Raw genomic sequence first — 22,171 nt, forward strand, 5'->3', positions numbered from 1 at the left:
CGTGAGCCGACCCTGAAAGAACCGGGCGCGTACGGCCCGGACCGACACCCGGTGGTGAGCCAGATGGTTCTCGGGAGCGACCTCATCAGGTGGGGGAAGGCCCGGCGGGGAGGTACGGCCCTGGCGGCCGCCCTGCTGCTGTTCCTCGCCCCGGCCCTCGCGGCGTGCAGCGACGACGAGGGCGGCGGCAGCGCGAGCACGCCCCCCGCGCCGACGTCGAGCGCGCCCGAGGCCCAGCCGCAGCCGTCCGACGTGAAGGCGGCCGAGGCCGAGATCAGGCAGAACTGGCAGAAGTTCTTCGACCCGAAGACCTCGCTCCAGGCCAAGCAGGCCGTCCTGGAGAACGGCGACCGGATGGCCCCGGTGCTCCAGGCGTTCGGCGGCGACGAACGCGGCGGCCAGGTCGGCGCCGAGGTCCAGAAGATCGTCTTCACCTCGCCGACCGACGCGGACGTGACGTACACGCTGACCCTCCAGGGGCAGACCGCGCTCCCGAACGCCTCCGGGACGGCGGTCGAACAGGACGGCACCTGGAAGGTGTCCGTCCGGACGCTGTGCGCGCTGGTGCAGCTGAGCCGGACCGGCAGTGCGACCCAGTCGCCGATCCCGGGCTGCTGAGGCCGCCGCCGCGGCGCTGCTCGTCCTCGTGACCGCCGCCTGCGGCAGCAGGCTGCCGGAGAGCGACTTCGGGCACCGCGACCGGGGCACGCCGACGGGCGCCGGTACCGACGCCCCGATCCGGGTCGGCATCCTCTCCAGCGCCACCAGCCCGGTCGGCGGCGCCGCGTTCACCGGCCCCCGTGACGGCGCCGTGGCCTTCTTCGACCGGCTCAACGCGCACGGCGGCATCGGCGGCCGCCGCGTCGAGGTGAAGCTGTGCGACGACGGCGGCAGCGGTGTCGGCGACAACGAGTGCGTGCACCGTCTGATCGACGAGGACAGGGTCGTCGCCCTGGTCGCCACCACCGCCCTCGACTACGCGGGCGCCTCCCGCGTCTCCCGCGCGCGCGTGCCCGACATCGGCGGCCAGCCCATCGGCGCCGCCTACGACACCTGGCCCCACCTGTACGGCGTCTACGGCAGTCTCGCGCCGCGCGAGGGCACCCCGGGCTGGGACGGCACGCTGTACGGCGGCACCGAGGTCTACCGCTACTTCAGACGGGAGCACGGCGCCCGCACCGCCGCCGTCGTCTCCTACAACCAGGCCGCCTCCGCCTCCTACGCCGGTCTGATCGAGCGCGGTCTGAAGGCCGAGGGCTACCGGGTGGTCACCGAGCAGGTCGACTTCGTCCTGCCCAACTTCCGTGCCGTCGCCGCCGACCTGAAGGAGCAGGGCGCCGACCTGGTGTTCGACGCCATCGACAGCCACGGCAACGCCCAGCTGTGCCGGGCCATGGACGACGTGGGCGCCCGGGTCACCGCCAAGGTCACCAACGTGCAGAACTGGACCTCCACCGTCGCCGACGACTACAAGGACGCGCCGCGCTGCCGCAACGCCCTGTGGGTGACCGGGTCCAGCCGCAACTTCGACGACACCTCCTTCCCGGCCGTACGGGAGTTCCGGGACGCGACGAAGGGCCTTGAGACGCACACCCAGTGGCAGCTGGAGGGATGGGCCGCCGCGCGGTGGTTCACCGAGGCGGCGACGGCCTGCGCCGCGGAGGGTGTCACGCGCGCGTGCGTGGACGCCTTCATGAACCGCAGCGAGGGCTTCACCGCCGGCGGGCTGCTGCTGCCCGTCACCTTCGAGCGGCTGGCCGAGCCGCCCGCGACCCGCCGGACCTGTCTGTCGGTGGCGCGCTGGAAGGACGGCACCGGCTGGGTCTCCCAGGGGGAGATGGACGACACCTGCTTCGAGGTGCCGCAGCTGCCGTACGAGCCCTGAACCCGCCTGCGCCAGACTGTGGCCATGCTGGAGACCTCCGCCCGACTGCTGCGTCTGCTCTCACTGCTCCAGGCCCACCGCGAGTGGTCCGGGGCCGACCTGGCCGAACGCCTCGGTGTCACCCCGCGCACGGTGCGCCGCGACGTGGACCGGCTGCGGGAACTGGGCTACCCGGTGAACGCCAGCCCCGGCACCGGAGGCGGCTACCAGCTCGGCGCCGGCGCCGAACTGCCGCCGCTGCTCCTGGACGACGACGAGGCCGTCGCCGTGGCGGTGGGCCTGCGCACCGCCGCCGGACAGGGCGTCGAGGGCATCGGAGACTCCTCGGTGCGCGCGCTGGCCAAGCTGGAGCAGGTGCTGCCGCACCGGCTGCGCCGCAGGGTCGGCGCGCTGAACGCCTTCACCGTGCCGATGCTCAGGGGCGCACGGCCCGACGCGGTCGACCCGGCCCTGCTGACCGAGCTGGCCGGACTGTGCCGGGACGCCGAGCGGCTGCGCTTCGCGTACGAGGACCACGGCGGCGCACCGACCCGGCGCACGGTCGAGCCGCACCGGCTGGTGTGCTCCGAGCGGCGCTGGTACCTGGTCGCCTGGGACCTCGACCGGGAGGACTGGCGCACCTTCCGCGTCGACCGCATCCGCCCGCGGCCCCCGCACGGCCCGCGCTTCACCCCGCGCGAGCCGCCCGCCGACGACCTCGCCGCCTATGTCTCCCGGGGTGTCTCCACGCGCGCGTACGCCGCGCACGCCGTCGTCCGGCTGTTCGTGCCCGTGGAGGAGGCGGCCCGGCACATCTCGCCGTCGACGGGCACGCTGGAGCCCGAGGGGGAGCAGACCTGCGTCCTGCGCACGGGAGCGGCGAGCCTGGACGTGATGGTGGTCCATGTGATGATGCTGGGCCTTGAGTTCGAGGTGCTGGAGCCCGCCGCGCTGACGGACGCGATCAGGACGGGAAGGGACCGGCTGAGCCGTGCTCTTGCACGGGGTGACGCTGCTCCAGCTCCACGAACTCCGGATGATGCAGGTCGAACGCCGGGGAGTCCGAGCGGACCCGGGGCAGCGTGAGGAAGTTGTGCCGCGGCGGCGGGCAGGAGGTCGCCCACTCCAGGGACCGGCCGTAGCCCCAGGGGTCGTCCACCTCGACCTTCTCGCCGTACTTGTGGGTCTTCCACACGTTGTAGAGGAACGGCAGCGTCGACAGCCCCAGCAGGAACGAGCCGATCGTGGAGAGGGTGTTCAGCGCGGTGAACCCGTCCGCGGCGAGGTAGTCCGCGTACCGGCGCGGCATGCCCTCCGCACCCAGCCAGTGCTGGACCAGGAACGTGGTGTGGAAGCCCACGAACAGCGTCCAGAACTGCATCTTGCCGAGCCGCTCGTCGAGCATCCTGCCGGTGAACTTCGGCCACCAGAAGAAGAAGCCGCCGAAGACCGCGAAGACGACCGTGCCGAAGACGACGTAGTGGAAGTGCGCCACCACGAAGTACGAGTCGGTGACCGCGAAGTCCATCGGCGGCGAGGCGAGGATCACCCCGGTCAGTCCGCCGAACAGGAACGTCACCAGAAAGCCGGTGGCCCACAGCATCGGTGTCTCGAAGGACAGCGAGCCGCGCAGCATGGTGCCGGTCCAGTTGAAGAACTTCACGCCCGTCGGCACGGCGATCAGGAAGCTCATGAAGGAGAAGAAGGGCAGCAGCACCGCGCCCGTGGCGAACATGTGGTGCGCCCACACCACCACCGACAGCCCGGTGATCGCCATGGTGGCGCCGACCAGGGCGGTGTAGCCGAAGATCGGCTTGCGGCTGAAGACCGGGATGATCTCCGTGATGATGCCGAAGAACGGCAGCGCGATGATGTACACCTCGGGATGCCCGAAGAACCAGAACAGGTGCTGCCACAGCAGCGCCCCGCCGTTGGCGGCGTCGAAGACCTGGGCGCCGAACCGGCGGTCGGCCTCCAGACACAGCAGCGCGGCCGCCAGCACCGGGAACGCCATCAGGACCAGGATCGACGTGAACAGGATGTTCCAGGTGAACACCGGCATCCGGAACATGGTCATGCCGGGCGCGCGCATGCCGATGATCGTGGTGATGAAGTTGACCGCGCCGAGGATCGTGCCGAACCCGGCCAGCGCCAGACCCATGATCCACAGGTCGGCGCCGATCCCGGGCGAGCGCTCCAGGCTGTTGAGCGGCGAGTAGGCGAACCAGCCGAAGGAGGCGGGACCGTCGGGCACCAGCAGCGAGCCCATCACGATCAGGCCGCCGAACAGGAACAGCCAGTACGACAGCATGTTCAGCCGGGGGAAGGCCACGTCCGGCGAGCCGATCTGCAGCGGCATCAGCTCGTTGGCGAACCCGGCGAAGCTCGGCGTCGCGAACAGCAGCAGCATGATCGTGCCGTGCAGGGTGAACAGCTGGTTGAACTCCTGGGCGGTGATCAGCTGGAGGCCCGGCCGGGCCAGCTCGGCCCGCATCAGCAGGGCCATCACCCCGCCGGCGAGGAAGAACACGAAGGACGTGATCAGGTAGAGGTGCCCGATCTTCTTGTGGTCGGTGGTGGTCAGCCAGTCCACGACCACCCGGCCGCGCCGCTCGCCCCGCACCGGTTCGGCCGTCGCCCGCACGCTCTGCGTCCCCATGCCTCGCTCGCCCCTTCGCTCGTCGCGCCGGCGTTTTCGGCTGCGGTTCCGGTGTCCGCGGGGCGCCCGGAAACGGAATGGAACGGGGCCCGGGAACAGTCCTCCGGGAACTTTCCGCCCGGTAATTCCGAGGCGTGCGGCGACACGCGGGAATTACGTTCGAATGCCTGCGGAAGGCGTACGGAATCGCCCGTTCGTGTGAGGGAGTTCCCCGGAAACCCCTGTAGTGATCTTGTGACAGAAGCGTGACCGACGAGGGACCGACTACCGGCTGTGTCCGCGTTCCGCTTCCCCGCGCGGGGGCGTTGCGCCTAGCGTGGCGGCATGGCACCGATACCGACCCCCTCCGCGGGCCCCCAGGACGAACCGGACGCCTATGTCGGCCTCGACGCGACCGGGGCCGAGCGGCTCGCGCGTGAACGGGGGTGGTCCAGCGTCCGCTCGCTGCCGCCGGGGGCGGTGATCACGATGGAGTACCGCCCGGGACGGCTGAACTTCGAGGTGCGCGCGGGCCGGGTCGTCCGCGCCTGGCAGGGCTGAGCACCCCGGGGAGCGCCCCGCGCCTGTTCCGCGACGCCGAAGGCCCCGGCTCCCCTCGGGGGAGCCGGGGCCTTCGTGGTCCGGGGCGTGATGTGTGCGTACCGGGCGCCCCGCGGCGGGTGGGGACCGGTCAGCCGCCGGTCAGCGGGCGGGCCGGGGAGCCGGCGGCGCGCGAGACACGGTCGGGGTGCGGCGGGCGGCGGCTGCCGGCCGGGGTGACCGGCGTGCGTTCCGGGCGGGCCGTGTGCCGCCCGGGGACGGCCGGGTGGACCGGGCCGTGCGGCGCGCGGACGGCCGCCGACGGGATGGTCTCGCGCACCGGCGTCGCGTCGCCGCCGCCCTCCCCGGTCTGCACCGAGGCGAGGACCGGGGCGGGCGCGGGTGCGGGAACCGCACCGGGCCGGCGGGCGGCCAGGCCGTCGCGCAGGTCCAGCAGGAAGGACTCGGCCCGCGAGATGAGCGGCTCGCACCACGGCAGCGCCAGCAGGACCAGCAGGCCGGCCGCCCAGCCCAGCAGGACGTCGCTCAGCCAGTGCGTACCGAGATAGACGGTGGTCAGGCCGACGCTCAGGGAGAGCACGGCCGACAGGGCCGACAGCCAGCGCCGGGTCCACGGCGTGGACGCCAGGTAGGCGAGGACACCCCAGGTGACCACGGCGTTCGCGGTGTGGCCCGAGGGAAATATGTCGCTTCCGGCTTCCAGCCAGTGCCACATCTCGTTGGAGCCGACCTCGGTCGCGTAGTGCGGTCCCGAGCGGCCGAGGCCGTACTTCACGGCGCCCACGGTGATGTTCAGCAGCAGCAGCGCCGCGCCGAAGGTCAGCAGCGGGCGCAGCGTGTGCTGCCGCCAGCAGCGCCAGCCGAGCCAGGCCGACACCATGACGGCCGTCGGGCCGCGCTGGCCCAGGACCACCCAGTAGTCCAGGAAGGCGTGGATCTCGGGCCACTGCTGGTAAGGCCGGAAGAGCATGGCCTGCCAGTCGATCCGCACCAGCCAGGTGGTGGCCGCCACGGCGAGCACGATCGCCACGTAGAAGGCCAGAGTGGCGCCGAAGAGCACGACGCGGTGCCGCGTCATCCGCGGCACGTCCAGGCGTGGCCGTTCGGGCTCGCGGTCCAGTCGGGCGAAGATCCGGTCGAGCCGGGTCGGCTGTGGTTCGGTACGCACGCAATCGACGTTACAGCGAGTGAGCTAGCGGTCTCGCGGAAGCAGGGGCTTCGTAATGACGATGTGATGTGGGATTCCTCTCAGTGGCGGAGTTATTTCCACGGAATCCGTAATCCTGTGCGTGCCTCCCCTTCAATTCCTTTGATCATTCCGGTTCCGGTTTTACTGTGCTTCTGAATTCGTTCACCGGGCTATGGCGTGGAATTCACCCGGAGTGCGCGGACCGTCACGGCGGGCCGGAGCCGTTCAGCCAGAACGCGCCGTACACCGCGGAGGCCGTCGCCACCGCGCCCAGCACCGCCGCCGCCCTGTTGGGGCGTGCCCGGGCCAGCGCCAGGGCGAGCGGCAGTAGCAGCGGGAACGCCGGCATCAGCAGCCGCGGTTTCGAGCCGAAGTAGCTCGACGCGCACAGGGCGAGCGCCGTCACCACACCCGCGTACACCAGCAGGGGCAGCGGCTGGCCCTGCCGGACGCAGACGACGTACAGCCAGATCACCAGGGCCACCCCGGCGATCAGGGCGGTTCCCGCGAGGGCGCCCGGCGGCGACGTGAACTTGTCGGCGACGAAACGGGCGAAGGCGTAGCCCCCGTCGAAGCCGTTGCGCCAGCCCGCCTGGACGTCGAGATAGCCGAACACGCCCTTGCCGGTGTGCCACCCCACCCACAGCACGTAGGCGGCGGCGCCCAAGGGCGCGAGGAGCAGTCCCAGGGCGCGTCGCCAGGCAGGTGCGCCCCGGCCGGGCCCTGCGGGAGCGATGGAGGGGGCGTGCACGGCATTGCGGGCGCCGCCCTTCGCCGGCGTGCTCCCGCCATGCACGAAAGAAGGGGAACGGCGCTCCTGTACGAACGTCGCGAGCCCCGCCGCCCACACCGCCGCGACCACCGCGAGGCCGACCGGGCGGGTCAGCCCGGCCAGCGCGGCCAGGGTGCCCGCGGTGATCCAGCGGCCGGTCAGCACGGCGTACAGCGACCAGGCGGCCAGCGCGGTGAACAGCGACTCGCTGTACGCCATCGACTGCACGATCCCCACCGGCAGCACCGCCCACAGCAGCACCGCGCACACCCCGGCCCGGCGCCCGTACACATGGTCGGCGACCGCGAAGATCCCCCAGGCCGCGGCGAGGGAGGCCAGCAGGGACACCACCAGCCCCGCGTCGGCGTACGACAGCGGGCTCACCGCGTGCAGCGCCCGCTCCAGCCACGGCAGCAGCGGGAAGAACGCCAGATTGGAGTGCACGTCCCCGTTGGGCAGCCGCACCTCGTAGCCGTAGCCCAGCTCGGCCACGCGGGTGTACCAGAGGGAGTCCCAGCGGGCGGTCAGCAGGGTGTGCGCGCTCTTGTCGCGCGCGGCGCTCCACAGGGTCAGCGCGATCAGGCCCAGGGCGCGGACGGCCGCGTAGCCGGCGAGGGCCGGGGCCGCCCGGCGCAGGGCCGGGGAAGCCGGTGCCACACGCGTGTCAAGATCGGTCACGGACTCGATTATCCGGTGTGCCCGGAACCGTCCCGACCACGCTGACGTGGAACAAGGCGGGGAGAGTGGCCTACGCCACAGGGGTTCCCGGACACGGGTGAGAGTTCCGCCACGCGGCCGAGGCACGAACTCGCGTACGCTGACGGCTCACTCGCGTATCCGTTGCGCGGGCCGGAGCCCCGCTCAGTTCCGGCCGTCGGCACGGGGAGTCCCCATCCCGTGAGCCCGCCGTACGCGAGGGGACATCTGGGAGGTACTTACATGTCCGGGACGACCACGGCTGCCCTGCGTGCGCACCGTCGGCCGGCCGGGGCCGGTGCCGACCGCTGGGTCGTTCTCGTCGTCCTGTGCGCCAGCCTGCTGCTCGTCGCGGTCGACGCGACCGTGCTGCACGTGGCGGTGCCCGCCGTCACCGAGGACCTCCAGCCCGGCGCCATGGAACTGCTCTGGATCGTCGACATCTACCCGCTGGTCTGCGCCTCGCTGCTGATCCTGTTCGGCACGCTCGGCGACCGCGTCGGCCGCAGACGGATCCTGCTGCTCGGTTACGCCCTGTTCGGCGTCGCCTCCGCGGTCGCCGCGTTCGCCCAGGGCCCGCAGGTGCTGATCCTCGCGCGGGCGCTGCTCGGCGTCGGCGGGGCGATGATCATGCCCGCCACGCTGTCGATCCTGCGGCAGGTGTTCCCGGACCGCCGCGAGCGGGCGCTCGCGATCGGCATCTGGAGCGCGGTCGCCGCGGTCGGCGCGGCCGTCGGGCCGCTGCTCGGCGGGTTCCTGCTGGAGCACTTCTGGTGGGGCTCGGTGTTCCTGGTGAACATCCCCCTGATGCTGGTCAGCCTGCCGGTCGGACGGATGCTGCTGCCGGAGTCGACCGGCGACGGGACCGGGCCCTGGGACGTCGTGGGTGCCCTGATGGCGGCCGCCGGACTGTTCGGCGTCGTGTTCGGGGTGAAGCGGCTCGGCGGCGGGGAGCCCGCGGCCGACGCGCTCACCGTGGTGCCGCTGCTGGCAGGTGCGGTGCTGCTCCTCCTCTTCGTGCAGCGGCAGCGACGGCGGACGCACCCGCTGGTGGACCTGCGGATGTTCGCCCGGCCGGCGTTCAGCACGTCGGTGGGATGCATCGTGCTGGCCATGCTCGCGCTGGTCGGACTGGAACTGATCGCCGCGCAGTACCTCCAGCTCGTGCTGGGGCTGTCGCCGCTGGAGACCGGGCTGCGGCTGCTGCCGCTGACCGTGGCGGCGATGGCCGCCGGACTGTTCGGGGCGCGGATGCTGCGGGGGCTCGGGCCGCGGCGGATGGTGTGCGCCGGGTTCTGTCTGACCGCGGTGGCCGTGGTGCTGCTGACGGCGATGGGACGGGAGGACAACGCCGGGCTGCTGCTCGCCGGTTTCGTGCTGCTCGGGTTCGGGCTGGAGACGACCCTGTTCGGCGCGTACGAGTCCATGCTGAGCGAGGCGCCGGTGGAGCGGGCCGGGGGAGCGGCGGCCATCGGTGAGACGTCTTACCAGCTCGGGGCGGGCATCGGCATCGCCCTCCTCGGGTCCGTGATGAACGCGGCCTACGCTCCCGGCGTCGCCTCCGTCCCCGGTGTGCCGGCGTCGGCGTCGACGGCCGCGGGGCATTCGCTGGGGGAGGCGTACGCGGTGGCCGGGCGCCTGGGCGGGGACGCGGGGGCGACCCTGCGCCGGGCGGCGCGGGACTCCTTCGTGCACGGGCTGCATGTGACGCTGCTGGTGAGCGCGGGACTGCTGCTGCTGGGCGCCGTGATGGCGCTGCGACTGCCGCGTGCCATGAGCTGCGAGACCGTCGATGTGGAGCTGCCCGCGCCGCGGGGCGTCGCCGAGTCCAGGGTCTCCGCCTGATCCTCTTCGCCGGCACGGTTCCGGTGGGGCGGGGTGGACGTCGTGCGGGGGGCGTCGTAGCGTCTGGCAGTCGATGCCGTTAGCGGTGCTAGTTTCCTGTGCCGGAAGGTGAGCCGTGTCCGCGAAGTTGCCTGCCTTTGACCCCGCCGATCCCCTGGGGATCGACGATCTGCTGGAGCCCGAGGACCTCGCCGTACGGGACACCGTGCGGCGATGGGCCTCGCAGCGGGTGATCCCGTACGTCGCCGAGTGGTACGAGAAGGGGGAGCTGCCCGGCATCCGGGAGCTCGCCCGGGAACTGGGCGGGATCGGCGCGCTCGGGATGTCGCTGGAGGGCTACGGCTGCGCCGGGGCGTCCGCGGTGCAGTACGGGCTCGCCTGTCTGGAGCTGGAGGCGGCCGACTCCGGCATCCGGTCGCTGGTGTCGGTGCAGGGCTCCCTCGCCATGTACGCGATCCACCGGTTCGGCAGCGAGGAGCAGAAGCAGACCTGGCTGCCGCGGATGGCCGCCGGCGAGGTGATCGGCTGCTTCGGGCTCACCGAGCCCGACGTCGGCTCCGACCCCGCCGCCATGCGGACGTACGCCAAGCGCGACGGCGGCGACTGGGTGCTCAGCGGGCGCAAGATGTGGATCACCAACGGTTCCGTCGCCGGGGTCGCGGTCGTCTGGGCGCAGACCGACGACGGGATCCGCGGGTTCGTGGTGCCGACGGACAGCGCCGGCTTCTCCGCGCCCGAGATCAAGCACAAGTGGTCGCTGCGCGCCTCCGTCACCAGCGAACTCGTGATGGACGAGGTGCGGCTGCCCGCCGACGCCGCACTTCCCGAGGTCAGGGGCCTGCGCGGCCCGCTCAGCTGTCTGTCCCACGCGCGCTACGGCATCGTCTGGGGCGCGATGGGGGCGGCGCGGTCCTCGTTCGAGGCCGCGGTGGACTACGCGAAGTCCCGCGAACAGTTCGGGCGGCCGATCGGCGGTTTCCAGCTCACCCAGGCCAAGCTCGCCGACATGGCGCTCGAACTGCACAAGGGAATCCTGCTCGCCCACCATCTCGGGCGGCGCATGGACGCCGGCCGGCTGCGTCCGGAGCAGGTCAGCTTCGGCAAACTGAACAACGTACGGGAGGCGATCGAGATCTGCCGTACGGCCCGCACGATCCTCGGGGCGAACGGGATCTCGCTGGAGTACCCCGTCATGAGGCACGCGACCAACCTGGAGTCGGTGCTCACCTACGAGGGCACCGTCGAGATGCACCAGCTGGTGCTGGGCAAGGCGCTCACCGGGCTGGACGCCTTCCGGTGAGCCGGTGAAACGCTGTACCCCGAGCGGGGCAGGGCCGGTGGGTCGGCCCTGCCTCAGCTCTGGTTGAAGAAGCCGTCGGTGCGGTGCGCCGCCGGCTCGCCGTTGATGATCTCCGTGTTGGCCGGGGTCAGCAGGAACACCCGGGTGGACACGCGTTCGATCGAGCCGCGCAGTCCGAAGATCAGGCCGGCCGCGAAGTCGACGACGCGCTTGGCGTCCGCCGGCTCCATGGCCGTGAGGTTCATGATGACCGGGACCCCGTCCCGGAAGAGCTCGCCGATCGCGCGGGCGTCCCGGAAGCTGTCCGGGGTGACCGTGCCGATCCGGCGGCCCTTCTCCTCTGCCGTGTCCGTGGCCACCTTCACCCGCGGGTCCGTGACCCAGGCGTCCCCGGAGTCGTTCCCTTCGTAGGTGTCGTCGTCGTAGTAGCGCTCGTCATCGTTGTCGTCGACGAGGCCGAGCCACGCACTCGCCTTGCGCACCGATCCCATGGACGCCTCCTCTCACAGCGGTCTTCTTCTTCTGTCCTGCATCCCTATGGTCATCCATGATGCGGACGGTGCGCCAAGTGGATAGACGCCGCGCGGGGGGTTTGTGACGGTACTGGTGCACAGTCGATCCGTCGAGAGCCCAGGTCCCCCAAGGGTCCCGACGCGTATGGCTGCTGACTGTGAGTGAAATATGATTCTTCACGGCACGCGAGTGAACAGAGGTGCGTACGGGTGAACGAAGCGGTCCCGGGGGAGGGCCCTTCGGTGTGACTGTCGGCCGATACGATCGAGCCACTCGGCTCATTGTCGATGCCGCGTCAGACGTCGCACACATCACGGGGGATCGTCGTGTTCGGAATAGTCAGGCCGTGCCGTCACCGTCTCGGTGAGCGGCTCAAGACCCAGTGGATGGCCCACTTGTGCGGGCTGTGCCTGGCACTGCGCCGGGATCACGGGCAATTTGCCCGGATTGTAACGAATTACGACGGTTTGCTGGTCTCGGTTCTGACGGAGGCTCAGGCACCGAAGGAGCAGGCCGAGGGCTGGCGCCGTACCGCCGGACCGTGCCCGCTGCGCGGGATGCGCACGGCGTCGGTCGCCCGGGGCGAGGGAGCGCGGCTCGCGGCCGCCGTGTCCCTGGTGCTGGCCTCGGCCAAGGTGCGCGACCACATGGCCGACGGGGACGGACTGCTGGCGCGGGCGCCCGTGGCCCTCGCCGCGCGCCGGGTCGCCGACAGCTGGGGACGGGCCGGCGCGCGCAGCGGCATCGAGGTCGGCTTCGACACGGCCGTGCTGGTCGAGGCGGTCGACCGGCAGGTGGGTCTGGAGGCACTGGCCGGACCAGGCACCCCGATCCTCACCGTCACCGAGCCGACCGAGACCGCCACCGCGGCGGCCTTCGCCCACACCGCGGTCCTCGCCGGACGGCCGGGCAACGCCGAGCCGCTGGCCGAGGCGGGCCGGCTCTTCGGGCGGCTCGCGCATCTGCTGGACGCCGTCGAGGACCGGGCGGCCGACGCGGCCTCCGGCGCCTGGAACCCGCTCACCGCGACCGGGACCTCTCTCCCGGAGGCCCGCAGGCTGGCCGACGACGCCGTGCACGGGATCCGCCTGGCCCTGCGCGAGGCAGAGTTCACCGACGGCCGGCTCGCCCACCGGCTGCTGGTGCACGAGCTGCCCGCCTCCGTGGACCGCGCCTTCGGCGCGACGGCCTCCTGCGCGCACGGGCCTTCCGCGCACGGGCCTTCCGCGCACGGGCCTTCCGCGCACGGGCCTTCCGCGCACGGGCCTTCCGCGCACGGGCCCCTCGGCCAGGGGCCTGTCGCGTACGGGCCGCCGCCCTCGGGGCCGTACGGGCCGCCCGGCGGTCCCGGTGCGCCGCTGCCGCCCCAGCCGCCCCGCCGGGACCGGCGCGGGCTGCTCGCGGGGTGCGCGGTGTGGGCGGGCCTCGCCTGCACCTGCCAGCTGTGCTGCGGCACGTACGAGGACCCCTGGACGCGTGAGCGCAAGGAGGCGTCGTGCTCCAACTGCGACTGCTCCGGGTGCGGGGACTGCTGCAACTGCTGCAGCTGCTGCGGTGAGGACGGGGGCTGCTGCGACGGGTGCGACTGCGGGTGCGACTGCTGACGCCCGAGCGTCGCGGAAGCCCGTGCCGCGGCTCCGGCCGTGCGGGTTCTCACGCGGTTCCCCGCGCCCCGTGGGCCCGTCGCCGCGGAACCACCGAAGGCCCGCCCCTCGCGCGCGGGGCGGGCCTTCGGCTCAGGGCGTGCGGGAGGTCAGCCGATCCGGGTGCCCGTGGCCGTCAGGGCCTCGGTCACCGGCTGGAAGAAGGTCTCCCCGCCGGCGGTGCAGTCGCCGCTGCCCCCGGAGGTGAGGCCGACGGCCTTGTCGCCCGAGAAGAGTGAGCCGCCGCTGTCGCCGGGTTCGGCGCACACGTCGGTCTGGATCAGGCCGTCGACGACATCGCCGTTGCCGTAGTTCACCGTGGCGTCGAGGCCCGTGACCTTGCCCGAGTGGACCTGGGTGGTCGAGCCGCTGCGGGTCACCTCCATGCCGACGGTGGCCTCGGCGGCGCCGGAGATCGCCTGCGCGGAGCCGTCGTAGAGGTTCACCTCGCTCGGGTGGTCCACCTCGGCCGTGTACTTGACCAGGCCGAAGTCGTCGCCCGGGAACTTGGACGTCTCGTTCTGCCCGATCTCCTTGCCGGACGAGTCCGACCAGGTGGTGATCGACTGCGTGCAGTGCCCGGCGGTCAGGAAGTACGGCTCGTTCCCCTTGACCACGTTGAAGCCGAGCGAGCAGCGGCCGCTGCCGTCGGTGATGGCGTCGCCGCCCGCGACGAAGGGCTTGAACTCCCCCTTCGTGCGCTGGAGCCCGGCCGTCCCTCCGAGCGCTCTCACGACGTCGGTGAGCTGTGCCCACTCCGTGTCGGACACGGTGCGGTCGGCCGTGACCACGACCTTGTTCGTGGTCGGGTCGGTCACCCAGGCCGTGCCCGGGATCGTGGCCTCCTGCCGGAGCGTCGAGCGGGCGCTCCTCAGCTCGGCGAGGGAGTTCTCGACGAGCCGGGCCTCGGCGCCGGCCTCCTCGACCACCTGGGCGGCGGCCTCGTCGAGGACGTTCACCACCAGGCTCCGGGTCTCGGCGTCGTAGTACGTGCCCGCGGCGTCGGTGCCGAGGTTCTGCCCGAGCAGTGAGGCGAGCTTTCCGGCCGCGGGCGCCGAGAGGGTCTTCGGCTGCGCGCTGTCGGTCGGCTCACTCGCGTTCGCACTCTGGAAGGTGACACCCGCGACCACCAGTGCGGCGATACCCGCACCTGCCACGGCGGCCCGCCGCCTGGGTATGCGTCGGTGCTTCAACTCGCGTCCTCCTGTGGGGGGTCGGTTCCGCGGGCTGTGGGGGCCTCGCGGACCGGAAGGCTGGTTGACGGGCACTTACTCTTCCGAACCTCACAGGGAGCACACAAGGTCGACTTCAGGACGCGCGTGTGCCAACCCTCCGTGCGCCCCTGGCCCTTGTGTCTGCGGGGGTGTCCACGGTCGCGTCACCGGAGCCACACAGAAAATTCGCACTGCAAACACTACGCGCGAGTAACTGGTCCCGGACGGTGAGGTACGGACCTGGCGCGAATCCGACCCCGCGCGGGCCGGAGGCGGTTGCCGCCGTGTGCTGCCGGGCCCGCGCACACGGACGAGCCCCCGCACGGCGGATGCGTGCGGGGGCTCGGGGTGCTGCCGGCTGCGGGCGGTTCGGTACGGAGGGGGGCCGGGTGCGCGGTCCGGCCCCGGGGCGTCCTAGTAGACGCTCACTCCGTAGGCGCTCAGGGCCTCGGTCACCGGCTGGAAGAAGGTCGTGCCGCCGGAGGAGCAGTTGCCGCTGCCGCCGGAGGTCAGACCGTACGCGGTGCCGTTGCTGCCGTAGAGCGCGCCGCCGGAGTCGCCGGGCTCGGCGCAGACCGTGGTCTGGATCAGGCCGGAGACGACGTCGCCGCCGCCGTAGTTGACGGTCGCGTTGAGGGCGGTGACCCGGCCGCTGTGCGTACCGGTGGTGGAGCCGTCGCGGATGACGGTGGTGCCCACGCTCGGCGTGGCCGCCCGGGTGATGTCCACGCCGTTGGCGGTGCCGGGCCGGCTGACGGACCCCGTGTAGCGCACGATGCCGTAGTCGTTGCCCGGGAAGCTGGAGCCGGCGGTCGAGCCGATGGCCGTGGTGCGCGCGGAGTTGGAGTACCAGGTGCCCGCGCCGTCGGTGCAGTGACCGGCCGTGAGGAAGTACTGGGTGCCGTTGCTGCTCTGGACGTTGAAGCCGAGGGAGCAGCGCCAGCTGGACGCGTAGATGGCGTCGCCGCCCTGGATCAGCTTGCTGAACGTGCCGGGCGTGCGCTTGACGGTGATCGCGTCGGCGTTCGCGCCGGCCTGCCGCTCGATCTTCGCGAGCTCGGCCTGGGAGACCGTGCTGTCGACCGTCAGCAGCACACGGTTGGTCTTGCCGTCGACGGCCCAGGCGGTGCCCGGGACGTCGGCCTGGAGCACCGCGTCGGCGGTGCCCCGGAGCTGGGCCGCGCTGAACGTGGTGACGTCGGATGCGTTCGCGTTGGGGATCGCGATGGCTGCGGCGGCCACGAGTCCGGTGGATACGGCGATCAGCCGGGTCCGTCTCGAAAAGCCACTGCGGGGGGTGGTGCGCTTGATCCTCACTTGTCGTTCCTCCACAAAGGAAGTCGGGGGCCCGCGTGGGGTCGGGGCCCGTGAGGCGCAGTCGGGGGCGACCGTCCGGATCCCGAACACGTCGTGCCCCTGACAAGCGCTGTGGGGAATATTCGGCCGCACGGCCGACCGGCGCAAGGGCGCCTTTCGGCCGTGCGGCTTTCAACTGTCCGCCGAGCAACGCGCGTCCATCAGGCGCGCGAGGACGGACAGGGCATGCCCCGCCCCGCCGGACCGGGCTCAGCGCAGGGTGCGCTCCCCGGCCTCCACCGCCGTGTCCAGGGTGTTGCCCGGCGGCGGGAAGGGGCATATGAAGTGGTCGGCGAAGGCGCACGGCGGCAGCAGGGCACGGTTGAGGTCGACCGTCGTACGGCCCTCGGCGTCGGGCGCGGCGGGCCGCAGGAAGCGGAACCGGTAGCTGCTGATCCCGCTGGTGGCGTCGGCGAACACCGCCCACAGCGAGCCGTCCTGCTCGACGCTCACCTGGAGCGTGAACGTACGTCCGTCCAGGGCGAAGGACAGCTCGCCGCCGAGTCCCAGCCCGCGCTCGCGCCCGTCCGCGTTCGGCACGCGCACGGTCCGGTCCTCGCCGTACGGGGTGAAGTGCCCGGGCACCACCCGGCGCGGGTCGTAGGGCGTGGCCTCGATGCCCTTGAAGGCGCGTCGCGCCTCGGACGCCGGGTCGAAGTCCCGCACGCCCCAGGCGCCTTCGCGCACCAGCACGACCAGGCGCCGTTCGCCGAGGGTCACCCGGGCGCCGGCCGCGGGGCCGGTGTCGGCCGTCAGGCGGATCCCGCCGGTGAGGGGCGTGCCGTCCACCTCCAGCCCGTCCGGTGCGGCCGCGGTCAGCAGCACCGCGTCGCCGTCGGCCCGCCAGACCCCGGGAATGTCCGGAAGTCGCCCCTCCGGATAGTCCTCCAGCCAATGCGTACCGGACAGCGCCAGCGGTCCGTAGGGCGCCGACACCGTTTCCGAGCGGTGCTCGTGCCACCGCTTCCATGCGTCGGATGCTTCGGTCGTCATGTGATCAGCCTTTCCATGGTGTCGTGGCCGGCCCGGTCCGCCGGGACGGGCCGGGGCAGACCCAGATGCTCGCGGAGCGTGCCGCCGGGGTAGAAGGTGCGGAACAGGCCGCGGTGCTGGAGCAGGGCGACCGTGCCGTTGACGAACCGCTCCAGGTCGCGGCGCGGTTCGACCGGCGTGATGTGGAACCCGTCGGCGGCCCCGTCGGCGTGCCAGCGCGCGATCAGTTCGGCGAGATCGACCGGGCCGCCGCGGTAGAGGGGGCCCTCCGCGGTGTGCCGGGGACCTCCTCCGCCGTGGCCGGGCTCGGCCGCGTGCTCGCCGCCGCCGAGGTCGACCCGCAGACCCGCCAGCACGCGCAGCGCGTCCGGGTCGCGCCCGGCCGCGGCCGTCTCCCGGCGCAGTCCGGCGCGCAGTTCGCCGGCCTGAGCGCGCCCGAGGGCCCGCACCAGCGCCACGTCGGCGTACCGGGCGGCGAACCGTGAGGTGGCCGGGTCGGCGGTGACGTCCACGACCAGGACGGCCGCGTCCGCCGGGACGCCGTGCGGCCCGGGCTCCCCGACCCGCACCCCCGCGCGGCCGTACGCGGCTCCCGTGCCCGCGCCCGTTCCGGTGCCGGTCACGAGCCCGATCCGGGTGGTGAGCGCCGCCGCCCGTGCCACCACGGCCTGCGGGTCCGCACCGGCGAGGGTCACGAAGTCGAGCCCGCCGCGCTCGGCGAGCGCTGTCGCGTCGGCGCAATGGCCGCCGTCGGTGTCGAGCGCGGCGGCGAGATGCAGCAGCCCCATCGTCACAGCACCTTCGACAGGAACGCGCGGGTCCGCTCGTGCCGCGGTGCGTCGAGCACCTCACCGGGCGGGCCCTGCTCGACGATCCGCCCGGCGTCCATGAACACCACCGTGTCGGCGACCTCCCGGGCGAACCCGATCTCGTGCGTGACCACGATCATCGTGGTGCCCCGGCGTGCCAGGTCCTTGATGACGTCGAGGACCTCACCGACCAGCTCGGGGTCGAGCGCGGAGGTCGGTTCGTCGAACAGCAGCAGCGCCGGCTCCAGCGCCAGCGCCCGGGCGATGGCCACCCGCTGCTGCTGCCCTCCGGACAGCTGCCGGGGGTAGGCGCCGGCCTTGTCGGCGACCCCGACCCGGTCCAGCAGTGCGCGCGCGGCCGCGACGGCCTCGCGGCGGGACCGCTTCCCTACCGACACCGGGGCCTCGACAACGTTCTCCAGGACGGTGAGGTGCGGGAACAGCCGGAAGTTCTGGAAGACGAAACCGATCCGGGTGCGCTGCGCGAGCACCTCGCGCTCGGGCAGCTCGTGCAGCCGGTTCCCGGAGCGGCGGTAGCCGATCAGCGACCCGTCGACGCTGATCGTGCCCCGGTCCACCTTCTCCAGGTGGTTGACGGTGCGCAGCAGCGTGGACTTGCCGGAGCCGGAAGGTCCGAGGACCACCGCGACCTCCCCGGCACGGACCGTGAGGTCGATGCCCCTGAGGACCTCCAGGGAGCCGAAGCTCTTGTGGACGGATCTGATGTCGACCATGACGCTCATCGCGTGCATCCCTTGAAGACCGGTGGAGGACGGTGGAAGCCGGCGGAGTCCGCCTGGACGGCGGCCCGTTCGGCCAGTTCCGTGAGGAAGGCCAGCGCGGCCCGGGCGGTGGCGTCGTTCTGCCGGAAGGCCGGGCCGCCGGTGCGGGGCCGGGTGAAGGCGCCCGAGCCGCGGGCGTCGGTGTGCGGGCCGAGCGCGAACCGTCTGGGATGCGGGCGTCCCGCCCGGTCCAGCACCCGCCCGTCGGCTGGGTCGACGGCCAGCAGTCCGTCGGGGGTGGCGGCGGCCCCGTCGGCGTACAGCTCCCGCAGCAGCCCGTCCCGCGTCCGTTCCACCGTCGGCTGCGGCAGCCGCGCCTCGACCAGCGCACGGGCCTCGATCCGCACCCCGGGCACGGTCGGGCTGGACGCCCGGAACACCCCGTCCTGCGCGGCCACGGCCATGTCGGCGCCGACGAGGCGCAGCACCCCGGCCCGGGACAGGGCGAGCATCTGCCGCAGCCGGGGGCCGGGCGGCCCGGAGGCGAGGGAGCTGAAGAACCCGTGCCACCAGCCGCCGATGTCGCCGAGCCGCACGAGCTGTCCGTAGACCGAGAGCAGCCCGAGGAAGACGGCCAGGTCGGGACTGTGCCCGGCGTCGTGCCGCCGGGTCAGGTCGTTCTCGATGTAGCCGCGCATGCCCTCCTGGAGGTCCGCGGAGGAGGCGTACCGCACCCCGTCCAGCGGCCGGTCCAGGGCCGCGAGGTCGAGCCGGTCGGCCGGGTCGGGCACGGCGGACGCCACCAGCGCCGCCCGCTCGGCCGCGTCGGCGACGGCGTACTTCGCCTCGAAGTCGGGCCAGGGCAGGGCGGTCCGCCCGGGGTGGGCGGTGAACAGCCGGTGGTAGTGCGCGAAGCCCAGCTCCTTCTCCACCAGCGGCCACACGTCCCGCCGGAAGTCGAAGCCGCCCGGCCGGGCGAGGAGCGCGTCGATCTCGGCCGGACCCAGGAAGCGGGGCAGCGGCGGGCGTTCGCCGGTCCAGTCGTAGCCGATCTTGGAGTGATAGGGCACCCCGCGCCGCGACCCGACGTACAGCACCGGTTCCCGGCCCGAGGGCACATAGGTCCCGTCCTCGAAGCGTCCGCCGCGCCCCTCGGTGAGCAGCACCATCAGATCGACGAAGGCCAGCCCGAAGCCCCGTACGAGGACGGGCTCGCCGGCCGGGAGGGCGGACAGGTCGCTGTCGGCGGTGAAGCCGGGCGGCAGATGCACCAGCCCGTGGGTCCGCGCGTACGAGGCCAGCGCCCGCTGCTCGTCGTCGGGTTCGGCGTCGAGATGGCCGAGCGCGAGGACGACGAGGTCGGCGAGGAGGGGACGCGGACGGCCCTCCAGCCACACCTGCTGGCGGCCCTCGCGCGGGCCGTCGACCCGCAGGGCCCGCCTCGGATGGTGATGCACCCGCACCCGCGGAGGCAGCCGCGCCACCGTCCGCTCGTGAACCCAGCGCAGATAGGAGCCCTGGAGCCGGCGTCCGGTGAAGGTGCGGCCGTCGATGCCGGCCCACTCGTGCAGCGTGGGCCCCTCCTCGACGGGCCCGGCCATGCTCACGGTGTCGTCGGTGAACATGGTGACGTCCTCGGCGTGCGAGTTCATCCACAGCAGCGGCGACTGCGCCTCGCGCCAGATGCGCCCGGCGCCCGGCGGATGGGGGTCGACGAGATGGATGTCCAGACCCTGGTCCGCGTACATCCCGGGCACGTTGGCGGCGATCCGCTCCAGCAGACCGGTCCCCCGCGGACCGGCCCCGACGATCACCAGCGACGGCCTCATCGGGAGGTCTCCGTGCCGCGCGCGTAGTGCTTCTCCACGTAGTACTGGCCGGCGCTCAGCACCGAGGTGACGACCGTGTACCAGACGGTCGCGACCATCAGCAGCGGGATGACCTGGTAGGTGCGGTGGTACACGAGCTGCACCGAGAACAGCAGGTCGCTCACCGCGATCACGCTGACGATGGAGGTGCCCTTGAGGGTGCCGATCAGCATGTTCCCGGCCGGCGGCACGATGGAGCGCATCGCCTGCGGCAGCACGATCCGCCGCCCGCGCCGCCACCGGCCCAGCCCCAGCGCCTGGGCGGCCTCGATCTGGCCCCGGTCGACGGACAGGATGCCCGCGCGTACCACCTCGGCGGCGTACGCGGCCTCGTGCAGGGTCAGCCCGATGACCGCGACGGTGACCGGGCCGAGCAGGTCGACGGTCCTCACCCCGAGGATCTGCGGGTACAGCGCCCCGATGTTGAACCAGAGCAGCAGCTGCACCAGGATCGGGATCGACCGGAACAGCCAGACGTAACCCCAGCTCACCGCACGCAGAACGGGGTTGGCGGACAGCCGGGCCACGGCGAGCAGGGTGCCGAGCGCGAAGCCGAGCACCATGACGACCGCGGTCAGCCAGAGGGTGAGCCACAGTCCGCGCAGCACCGAGGCGGACGTGAAGTACTCGGCGACGACGTCCCACCGGAACGCGTCGTTGCGCAGGACGGAGTCGACGGCGAGGCCCAGCAGGACGAGCACGACGACGGCGGCGGTCCACTGTCCGTACCGGCGCCGCGGCACGATCCGCGGTACCTCGGGATCCCCCGGTACGTCAGGGGCCGCGGGGGCTTCGGCAAGGGTGTCGGAAGACATGCGAGGGCTCCATGGCACAAAGGATGGATGCCTTCACACGGCGGACACGGCCGAGCCCCTCAGCAGGGCCGTCCTGCGAGACTACGGGGCCAATTCCCCACGCTGTCAAGGGTGTCCGAACTGTGAGCGTCGCGTCTCGGCGCAGTTGACGCACAACCGGAGACCTGCTCCACTTGGCCCATGCATCCGCAGCAGTGGCTGGTCACGCGCTCCCACATCGACTTCGGTCGAGTGTGGTCCTGTTCTTGTTGAGCCGACCCCCTGCGCGCCCTGTCTGAACCCGGGCGCATCTCGCGTTCTCTTCCTTCACCTCTCCCTCTGTCCGAGAGCCTTCACACGCGCGCCCCTCCCCTCGCCCCGCGCTTTTCCCTTCAGCTCCTCAGGAGACCGCACACCATGCGTCGTACGCCCGTGCACGCCCGTGCACGTCATTTCGCCCCCTTCGTCCTGATCACCTCGGCGACCCTGCTGCTCACCGCATGCGGTTCCGGTTCGGACGACCCCGCCGGCGGCGGCACCGCGCAGGCCGCGGCGAAGTCCGGCGAGGTCCCCACCGAGGACGTCGTCTCCGGCATCGCCGAGGATCCCGCCGCGGTGAAGCTGCTCCCGCCGGGCGTCACGAGCCTCACCGTCGCCGTCAGTGTCGGCGGCACACCGCCCGGCACCACCTACCTCGACGACGGAACGACCCTCACCGGCCAGGACGTCGACTTCACCGAAGCCGTCGGCAAGGTGCTCGGCATCGACCTGAAGACCGAACAGGCGAGCTTCGAGGCGATCCTGCCCGCCCTGGACAGCGGCAGGTACGACGTGGGCGCCAGCAACTTCGGTGTGACCGACGAGCGGCGCAGGACCGTCGACTTCGTCACCTACGTCAACGACGGCCAGGGCTTCGCCACCCGCGAGGACAGCGACCTGCCGAAGATCACCGACCTGGCGCAGCTGTGCGGTCTGAACGTCGCCACCGGCGCGGGCACCACCTTCGAGGCCACGCTGGAGGAGAACAGGCACCTCTGCGAGGAGGCGGGCGAGAAGCCGTACGAGGTCCAGACGTACAGCGAGGCCGGCGCCGTCTGGTCCTCCCTCCAGCAGGGCCGCAGCGACGTGGTGATGTCCACCATCAACGGGCTGCGCTACGCCGTCGCCCACCAGGAGGGCTTCAGGTTCCTCAACGAGTTCCACCGCCTCGACGTCGGCTTCGCCTTCAAGAAGGGCACCGAGCTGGCGCCCGCCTTCCGGGCGGCGGTGAACAGGCTGATCGCCGACGGCACCTACGACCGGATCCTGGAGAAGTGGGGCACGGCGGGCTCCGCGATCGAGGAGTCGCGGATCTCGCCGCCGGAGCTCAAGGACTGACCCGCGCGCCCTCGGGG

The 22,171-nt window shown here is 72.3% G+C and carries 18 protein-coding genes and 1 pseudogene; 8 read left to right on the forward strand and 11 right to left on the reverse strand.

Going from position 1 to position 22,171, the window contains the following annotated elements:
- The first annotated feature begins 63 nt into the window (after positions 1–63).
- The 3 genes from ACIQGV_RS29455 to ACIQGV_RS29465 are packed head-to-tail and all read left to right on the forward strand — an operon-like array spanning position 64 to position 2,950.
- Positions 64–618 carry a hypothetical protein gene (locus tag ACIQGV_RS29455; protein ID WP_402499556.1) on the forward strand — a complete coding sequence of 185 codons (555 nt, stop codon included), beginning with the start codon at positions 64–66 and terminating at the stop codon, positions 616–618.
- Entirely contained in the window at positions 587–1,885 is a 1,299-nt protein-coding gene (locus tag ACIQGV_RS29460) for an ABC transporter substrate-binding protein (protein WP_402499558.1), read from the forward strand. Before ACIQGV_RS29455 ends, ACIQGV_RS29460 begins: the two co-directional genes overlap by 32 nt.
- A gap of 24 nt (positions 1,886–1,909) precedes the next feature.
- Complete coding sequence (locus ACIQGV_RS29465; protein ID WP_402499561.1) at positions 1,910–2,950, forward strand: helix-turn-helix transcriptional regulator; 1,041 nt, start codon at positions 1,910–1,912, stop codon at positions 2,948–2,950.
- On the opposite strand, the pseudogene ctaD reads toward ACIQGV_RS29465, so the two are convergent.
- Positions 2,841–4,523: pseudogene (ctaD, locus tag ACIQGV_RS29470) on the reverse strand (cytochrome c oxidase subunit I); the annotation flags it as partial. The gene ACIQGV_RS29465 and the pseudogene ctaD sit on opposite strands and share 110 nt — an antisense overlap.
- A 324-nt stretch (positions 4,524–4,847) precedes the next feature.
- On the opposite strand from ctaD, the gene ACIQGV_RS29475 reads away from it, so the two are divergent.
- Positions 4,848–5,063 (forward strand): I78 family peptidase inhibitor, encoded by a 216-nt coding sequence (locus ACIQGV_RS29475; RefSeq protein WP_402499564.1) that lies wholly within the window; start codon positions 4,848–4,850, stop codon positions 5,061–5,063.
- Positions 5,064–5,193: 130 nt separating this feature from the next.
- Here the strand turns inward: ACIQGV_RS29475 and ACIQGV_RS29480 are convergent, their stop codons facing one another.
- Together ACIQGV_RS29480 and ACIQGV_RS29485 are read right to left on the reverse strand one after the other, a co-directional pair.
- Positions 5,194–6,231, reverse strand: a complete 1,038-nt coding sequence (locus ACIQGV_RS29480; RefSeq protein ID WP_402499567.1) for a phosphatase PAP2 family protein — start codon at positions 6,229–6,231, stop codon at positions 5,194–5,196.
- Between the two features lie 226 nt (positions 6,232–6,457).
- A complete protein-coding gene (locus tag ACIQGV_RS29485) occupies positions 6,458–7,702 on the reverse strand; it encodes a mannosyltransferase family protein (RefSeq protein WP_402499569.1) in 1,245 nt (414 codons plus the stop codon).
- A 261-nt stretch (positions 7,703–7,963) separates the two neighbouring features.
- On the opposite strand from ACIQGV_RS29485, the gene ACIQGV_RS29490 reads away from it, so the two are divergent.
- A complete protein-coding gene (locus ACIQGV_RS29490; RefSeq protein ID WP_402499572.1) occupies positions 7,964–9,565 on the forward strand; it encodes an MFS transporter in 1,602 nt (533 codons plus the stop codon).
- Between the two features lie 127 nt (positions 9,566–9,692).
- On the forward strand, positions 9,693–10,865 hold the full coding sequence (locus ACIQGV_RS29495; protein ID WP_402499828.1) for an acyl-CoA dehydrogenase family protein: 1,173 nt from the start codon (positions 9,693–9,695) through the stop codon (positions 10,863–10,865).
- 53 nt (positions 10,866–10,918) lie between these two features.
- On the opposite strand, the gene ACIQGV_RS29500 is transcribed toward ACIQGV_RS29495, so the two are convergent.
- Positions 10,919–11,356, reverse strand: a complete 438-nt coding sequence (locus ACIQGV_RS29500) for a cell division protein SepF (protein ID WP_402499574.1) — start codon at positions 11,354–11,356, stop codon at positions 10,919–10,921.
- Between the two features lie 348 nt (positions 11,357–11,704).
- On the opposite strand from ACIQGV_RS29500, the gene ACIQGV_RS29505 reads away from it, so the two are divergent.
- Positions 11,705–12,982 carry a DUF5685 family protein gene (locus ACIQGV_RS29505; RefSeq protein ID WP_402499577.1) on the forward strand — a complete coding sequence of 426 codons (1,278 nt, stop codon included), beginning with the start codon at positions 11,705–11,707 and terminating at the stop codon, positions 12,980–12,982.
- Positions 12,983–13,131: 149 nt separating this feature from the next.
- Here ACIQGV_RS29505 and ACIQGV_RS29510 read toward each other — a convergent pair whose 3' ends face one another.
- The 7 genes from ACIQGV_RS29510 to ACIQGV_RS29540 all read right to left on the reverse strand — a co-directional run bounded on the left by ACIQGV_RS29510 (position 13,132) and on the right by ACIQGV_RS29540 (position 20,798).
- Entirely contained in the window at positions 13,132–14,214 is a 1,083-nt protein-coding gene (locus tag ACIQGV_RS29510) for a S1 family peptidase (protein ID WP_402499579.1), read from the reverse strand.
- A gap of 435 nt (positions 14,215–14,649) precedes the next feature.
- A complete protein-coding gene (locus ACIQGV_RS29515) occupies positions 14,650–15,552 on the reverse strand; it encodes a S1 family peptidase (RefSeq protein WP_402499581.1) in 903 nt (300 codons plus the stop codon).
- 249 nt (positions 15,553–15,801) lie between these two features.
- Entirely contained in the window at positions 15,802–16,584 is a 783-nt protein-coding gene (locus tag ACIQGV_RS29520) for a DUF1684 domain-containing protein (RefSeq protein ID WP_402499584.1), read from the reverse strand.
- Positions 16,581–17,372 (reverse strand): FMNH2-dependent monooxygenase, encoded by a 792-nt coding sequence (locus ACIQGV_RS29525; RefSeq protein ID WP_402499587.1) that lies wholly within the window; start codon positions 17,370–17,372, stop codon positions 16,581–16,583. Before ACIQGV_RS29525 ends, ACIQGV_RS29520 begins: the two co-directional genes overlap by 4 nt.
- Positions 17,373–17,374: 2 nt before the next feature.
- Positions 17,375–18,136: an amino acid ABC transporter ATP-binding protein gene (locus ACIQGV_RS29530; protein WP_402499588.1), complete on the reverse strand. Its 762-nt coding sequence runs from the start codon at positions 18,134–18,136 to the stop codon at positions 17,375–17,377.
- Positions 18,133–19,944, reverse strand: coding sequence for an FAD/NAD(P)-binding protein (locus tag ACIQGV_RS29535; protein WP_402499590.1), 1,812 nt, complete (start codon positions 19,942–19,944; stop codon positions 18,133–18,135). The genes ACIQGV_RS29530 and ACIQGV_RS29535 overlap by 4 nt, the downstream gene beginning before the upstream one ends.
- Complete coding sequence (locus ACIQGV_RS29540; RefSeq protein ID WP_402499592.1) at positions 19,941–20,798, reverse strand: amino acid ABC transporter permease; 858 nt, start codon at positions 20,796–20,798, stop codon at positions 19,941–19,943. Before ACIQGV_RS29540 ends, ACIQGV_RS29535 begins: the two co-directional genes overlap by 4 nt.
- A gap of 396 nt (positions 20,799–21,194) precedes the next feature.
- Between ACIQGV_RS29540 and ACIQGV_RS29545 the strand changes: the two genes are divergently transcribed.
- Complete coding sequence (locus ACIQGV_RS29545) at positions 21,195–22,154, forward strand: ABC transporter substrate-binding protein (RefSeq protein ID WP_402499594.1); 960 nt, start codon at positions 21,195–21,197, stop codon at positions 22,152–22,154.
- Positions 22,155–22,171: the final 17 nt, after the last annotated feature.

This window comes from Streptomyces sp. NPDC093094 (genome assembly GCF_044754345.1).
In the GTDB taxonomy this organism is placed as follows: Bacteria; Actinomycetota; Actinomycetes; order Streptomycetales; family Streptomycetaceae; genus Streptomyces.

Coding starts and splice junctions, on each gene's coding strand:
- ACIQGV_RS29455 (WP_402499556.1), top strand. CDS start 64: ATGGTTCTCGGGAGCGACCTCATCAGGTGGGGGAAGGCCCGGCGGGGA.
- ACIQGV_RS29465 (WP_402499561.1), top strand. CDS start 1,910: ATGCTGGAGACCTCCGCCCGACTGCTGCGTCTGCTCTCACTGCTCCAG.
- ACIQGV_RS29475 (WP_402499564.1), top strand. CDS start 4,848: ATGGCACCGATACCGACCCCCTCCGCGGGCCCCCAGGACGAACCGGAC.
- ACIQGV_RS29490 (WP_402499572.1), top strand. CDS start 7,964: ATGTCCGGGACGACCACGGCTGCCCTGCGTGCGCACCGTCGGCCGGCC.
- ACIQGV_RS29500 (WP_402499574.1), bottom strand. CDS start 11,356: ATGGGATCGGTGCGCAAGGCGAGTGCGTGGCTCGGCCTCGTCGACGAC.
- ACIQGV_RS29520 (WP_402499584.1), bottom strand. CDS start 16,584: ATGACGACCGAAGCATCCGACGCATGGAAGCGGTGGCACGAGCACCGC.
- ACIQGV_RS29525 (WP_402499587.1), bottom strand. CDS start 17,372: ATGGGGCTGCTGCATCTCGCCGCCGCGCTCGACACCGACGGCGGCCAT.
- ACIQGV_RS29530 (WP_402499588.1), bottom strand. CDS start 18,136: ATGAGCGTCATGGTCGACATCAGATCCGTCCACAAGAGCTTCGGCTCC.
- ACIQGV_RS29535 (WP_402499590.1), bottom strand. CDS start 19,944: ATGAGGCCGTCGCTGGTGATCGTCGGGGCCGGTCCGCGGGGGACCGGT.
- ACIQGV_RS29540 (WP_402499592.1), bottom strand. CDS start 20,798: ATGTCTTCCGACACCCTTGCCGAAGCCCCCGCGGCCCCTGACGTACCG.
- ACIQGV_RS29545 (WP_402499594.1), top strand. CDS start 21,195: ATGCGTCGTACGCCCGTGCACGCCCGTGCACGTCATTTCGCCCCCTTC.